This is a genomic window from bacterium, from assembly GCA_021372775.1.
GTDB lineage: Bacteria > Acidobacteriota > Polarisedimenticolia > J045 > J045 > JAJFTU01.
Map to the genome: position 1 here is coordinate 1 of JAJFTU010000237.1, position 4,806 is coordinate 4,806.

Here is a 4,806-nt window from a genome sequence, read left to right on the forward strand (position 1 = left end):
TCCCCTTCGACGAGCCACGTCCAGAACGGGTTGAGGACCGGCTCGAACAGCAACAGCAGCGACGCCGTCAGCGCCGGCACGTGGACGATGCCGCGCGTCAGGCAGGAGTAGGCGAGGCCGATCTGGAAGACGCCGAGGAAGAGGATCGCGCCCCAGTCCGAGGCGCCGGCGGCGGCGACGCCCGAGGCGAACGGGAGGCAGACGACGACGGCGATCACGTTGCCGGCGACGACGGCGGGAAGCGACGACGCCTGCTCGCCTCCCTTCTTCCCCAGCCAGCGCAGCCCGGCGATCATCAGCGCGTAGGTCAGCCCCGAGGCCGCGGCGAGGACGTTGCCGAGCAGCGGCCGCGGCGCCGTGGCCTGCGGCGCGTCGGCGCCGACGAACATCAGCGCCAGTCCCGCCGCGAGCAGCGCGATCCCCCCGAAGTCGCGGCGGCGCGTCGGCTCGCCGAGCAGCCACGGGCCGAGCAGCAACAGGTAGAGCGGCGCCGACGTCTGGAGGTAGATCGCCGCGGCGGCCGTGGTGAGCTTGTTGGAGAGGACGAAGAGGATCAGCGTCGCTGCGTAGGCGAGGCCGACGAGCGGCGTGCGCCACGTCCAGCGCGCGCGCGCCGCCGGAACGAGCGCGACGAGCGCGAGCGCGGCGACGAGCGAGCGAAAAGCGGCGACGGAGAAGCCGGACAGCGAGCAGAACTTGATCGCCGCGCCGCCGGTCGAGAAGAGGAGCGCCGCGGCGACGATGTTCGCCCGCGCCGAGACGGCCCCCTTCGCGCCGCTCACGCCGCCGCTCCCCGGCGCCGCGGGACGGCTTCGCCGCGCGCCCGCGTGTTTCGCGTCGCGCCCACGCCGCCGCCGGCGCGCCGCGCAAGGCGGCGGCCGCGCGCGCCCTCGTCGCTCACGGCAGCACCCGCCGCCGCTCCTTGAGCGCGGCCCGCTCCAGCGCCCGCCGGTACGAGAGCGCCGCGAGCCGCCACGAGAAGTCCTCGCGCATCCCCAGGCGCTGCAGCAGCGCGAGCCGCGTCGCGTCGTTGCGGAACAGCTCGAGCGCGCGCCCGCAGGCGGCGCGGAGGCTCTCCGCGTCGGCGTGGTCGAAGAGGAAACCGTTGGCGTCGTCGGGGCGCTCGTCGATGTCGCGCACCGTGTCGGCCAGCCCGCCGGTGCGCCGCGCGATCGGCAGCGCGCCGTAGCGCAGCGCCGCCATCTGCCCGAGGCCGCACGGCTCGAAGCGGCTCGGCATCAGGAAGAAGTCGGCGCCGGCGTAGATGCGGTGGGCCAGCGGCTCGTCGAAGCGCGTGGCCACCGCCGCCTCGCGCGGCCGCAGCGCGGCGAGGCGGACGAGCGGATCGAGGTACCGCTTCTGGCCCGAGCCGAGCATCGCGAACTGCGCCCCTTCGTCGAGCAGCCACGGCGCGGCGGCGGCGACGAGGTCGATCCCCTTCTGCCGATCGACGCGCGAGACGAGGGCGAAGAGCGGCCGCGACGGATCGACCTCGAGCCCCAGCTCGCGCTGCAGGCTCTCCTTGCAGCGGGCCTTGCCGGCGAAGTCGGCCGCGTCGAAGTGGTGCGGCAGGCGCGGGTCGGACGACGGATCCCAGAGCGCGACGTCGAGCCCGTTGAGGATGCCGACGACGTCGCCGGCGCGGGCGGCGATGTCGTCGGCCAGCCCCTCGCCGTACTCCGGCGTGACGATTTCCCGCGCGTAGGTCGGCGAGACGGTCACGACGACCGTCGCCCCGCGGATCGCCCCCTTGAGCAGGTTGACGGCGCCGTCCGCGGCGAACGCCTCGGGATCGAGTCGGTCGAGCCCGAGCCGCGCGGCGAGCTCGCCGCCGAAGATCCCCTGGTGGGCGAGGTTGTGGACGACGAGCGCCGAGGCGGTCTCGCCGAGCACGTCGTCGGCGCGGCGCGCGGCGCGCAGCATCAGCACCGCCGGTGCCGCCGGCCAGTCGTGGGCGACGACGACGTCCGGCGCCGGCGCGCTCTCGCGCAGCGCGTTGAGCGCGGCGGCGCAGAACCAGCCGAAGCGCACGCCGTTGTCGGCGTAGCCCCCCTCCGGGCCGCCGTAGATCTCCGGCCGGTCGAAGAGGTCGTCGCGCGTCGGCAGCAGCACGCGCACGCCGCGGTGCTCGAAGCTGTGCAGCTCGCCGTTCCAGTCCGTCCCGTCGATCCGCGCGCCGATCAGGCGGCCGCTTCCCGCGGCGAGGCCGAGCGCGCGCCGCACGAAGCCGTAGCCCGGGACGACGACGGTGACCTGGTCGCCCGCCGCGGCCTGCGCCGCGGGGAGGGCGCCGACGACGTCCCCGAGGCCGCCGGTCTTGGCGAAGGGGGTCATCTCCGGGGCGATGTGCGCGATGTGCATGCGAAGATTATCGCCCATGGACGCGCAAACACCGGAGGACAGGGCGCGGCTGCCGCGCGCGGCGACGCTCGCGGCGGGGCGCGAGGCGGGGCTGACGGCGGTCGGCGCCGCGGCGCTCGTCCCGCGGCCGGAGCACGCCGCGGCGCTCGACGCGTGGCTCGCCGCGGGGGCGGCGGCCGACCTCGACTGGATGGGGACGACCGCCGCGCGGCGCAAGGATCCGCGCGTCCACTGGCCGTGGGCGCGGCACGCGCTGGTCGGGGCGCTCTCCTACCTCGGCGAGCCGGCGGAGCGGGCCGGCGCGCCGGGGCTGCTGCGCCACGTCGCGCGGTTCGCGCGCGGCCGCGACTACCACGACGTGCTCAAGGACCGGCTGCGGGCGTGGGGGGACGCGGCCGAGCGGCTGCTCGGGCGGCCGCTGCGGCGCATCGCGCTGGTGGACATGAGCGGCGTGCTGGAGCGGGAGCTCGCGGCGCGGGCGGGGCTGGGGTGGATCGGCAAGAACGCCTGCCTGATCGGCCACGGCGGCGACTCGTGGCGCGCGCTCGGCGCGCTCTTCGTCGACGCGGAGGTCGAGGAGGACGCGCCGCGCGCGGACGACGCGGTGGGAACGACGGCGGGCGCGACGACGACGACGGCCGCGGTCGCGGCGCGTCGGCCGCGTCCGGCGCCCGACCTGCAGTTCTGCGGCACCTGCCGCGCCTGCGTCGACGCGTGCCCGACCGGCGCGATCTCGGCGCCGTGGTTCGTGGACGCGCGCCGCTGCGTCTCGTACTGGACGATCGAACACCGCGGCCCGATCCCTCCGGAGCGGGAGCGGGACCTCGGCGAGTGGGTCTTCGGCTGCGACGTCTGCCAGGAGGTCTGTCCCTGGAACCGCAAGGCGGCCCCCGCGGCGCCGCCCGAGCTGCGGCCCGACCCGCGTCTCGAGCGGACGAGCCTCGCCGACCTGCTGCGCCTGGACGACGCCGCCTTCCGCGCGATGTTCCGCGGCACGTCGCTCTTCAGGGCGCGCCGTTCCGGCGTGCTGCGCAACGCGCTGATCGTCGCCGGCAACCTCGGCGACGAGGAGGCGCTCGCCGTCGCGCGCACGCTGACCGACGATCCCGATCCTCTGGTCCGCGAGACCGCGCGGCGCGTGCTCGCGCGCTGACCTTCGCCGCGGCGGCGCGCCGCGTACCCGCGCGCCCCTCGACCGCACCCGTTTCCGCGCGCCCCTCGACCGCGCCGCCGCCCGGCTATTCGAACAGATGCGCGCGGACGAGCCGCTCGACCTCGCGCACGTCGGGGACGCCGTAGAAGCCGGTCGAGAGCGGGCGGCCGCGCGAGGTCACGACGTCGGTCTCGAAGACGACGTCGCCCGAGCCGTCCTTCCGCTCGACGCGCGAGACGCCGCGGAGCCGGTCCTTGCCGTAGGAGACGACGCTGCGGCGGCGGCCGCCGGAGACGACGAGCGCGCGGCGGGTCGTCACGCCGTAGAACGTGCGGCGCGCGCTGCGGAACGCGGCGAACGGCGCGCCGAGCATCGCGAGGCCGATCAGCGCGAACGGCGTTCCGAACAGCCAGAAGAAGCGCGCCGACCCCGACGGCGCATGCTCGCCGAGGCCGCCGGCGGCGGCGAAGATACAGAAGCCGACGAAGGCAGTCCACGGCACGCCGAAGAGGGCGATCGGCAGCGCGCGCAGCGCGTACCGTCCCGGCCGCGGCCGCCCGCTCCACACCAACTGCTCGTCGGCGTCGAGCTCCCGCCGCAGAACCTCGTCGGCCATCCCCAGTTCCGTTGCGCTCATCGATCCGCCGCTCCTCGTTCCGCGTCAGCCTAAACGATTTCCCGTTTCCCCGTCGAACCGCCGCCGCGGCGCGATCCCTCTCGTTCCACGGCGCCCGACGGCCCATCACCATCGCCGTGCCCATCATCATCGCGGCGCCCGTCGCCATCACGGCGTCGGTCGGAGCGTTGCGTCGAAAACGACGAGCGCGATGCGAGGCGGGGGGCGGCGGCGGAGCATTGCCCCGTCGCGGAGCCGCCGCCCCGCGCCTCGCGGCGCGCGACCATCGACGGACACGCGCCCTGACGCATCAACGCGAGAAACGACCCAGAAACCGCCGACCAAGGCCGCGGCGCGCGCCGAAGCAAGAAGCACGGACCAACCAAGAAGGACCATCCCCCTGCGGACGATCAGCGAAGCACGCCGCCAAACACGACAGCGCGTCGGGCGTGCGGGGGCGGCGGCGCAGCCGTTGCCCGGTCGGCGGAGCCGCCGCCCCCGCCGCACGACGCGCGTCCCGCGAATCGCGCGGGCACTGCATCAGCGACCGTCATGCCGCATCGGAGCGGCGCAGCAAGACGTCCTGCGTCCCCGCAACGCGCGAGCCTCTCGTCCCGCGGATCGCGCGGGCACGGCGACGGCGACGGCCATGCCACATCGGAGCGGCGCAACAAGA

4 protein-coding genes are annotated in these 4,806 nt (G+C 75.6%); 1 reads left to right on the plus strand and 3 read right to left on the minus strand.

The window, feature by feature from the left end; all coding sequences use genetic code 11:
• Together LLG88_08465 and LLG88_08470 are read right to left on the minus strand one after the other, a co-directional pair.
• A partial coding sequence (locus LLG88_08465; GenBank protein MCE5246936.1) for a DMT family transporter occupies positions 1-782 on the minus strand: 782 nt, incomplete at its 3' end.
• 115 nt (positions 783-897) lie between these two features.
• Positions 898-2,361, minus strand: a complete 1,464-nt coding sequence (locus tag LLG88_08470) for a glycogen synthase (GenBank protein ID MCE5246937.1) — start codon at positions 2,359-2,361, stop codon at positions 898-900.
• 16 nt (positions 2,362-2,377) lie between these two features.
• Between LLG88_08470 and LLG88_08475 the strand changes: the two genes are divergently transcribed.
• A complete protein-coding gene (locus tag LLG88_08475; GenBank protein ID MCE5246938.1) occupies positions 2,378-3,514 on the plus strand; it encodes a DUF1730 domain-containing protein in 1,137 nt (378 codons plus the stop codon).
• A gap of 85 nt (positions 3,515-3,599) precedes the next feature.
• Here the strand turns inward: LLG88_08475 and LLG88_08480 are convergent, their stop codons facing one another.
• On the minus strand, positions 3,600-4,151 hold the full coding sequence (locus LLG88_08480; GenBank protein ID MCE5246939.1) for a hypothetical protein: 552 nt from the start codon (positions 4,149-4,151) through the stop codon (positions 3,600-3,602).
• Between the last annotated feature and the right edge of the window lie 655 nt (positions 4,152-4,806).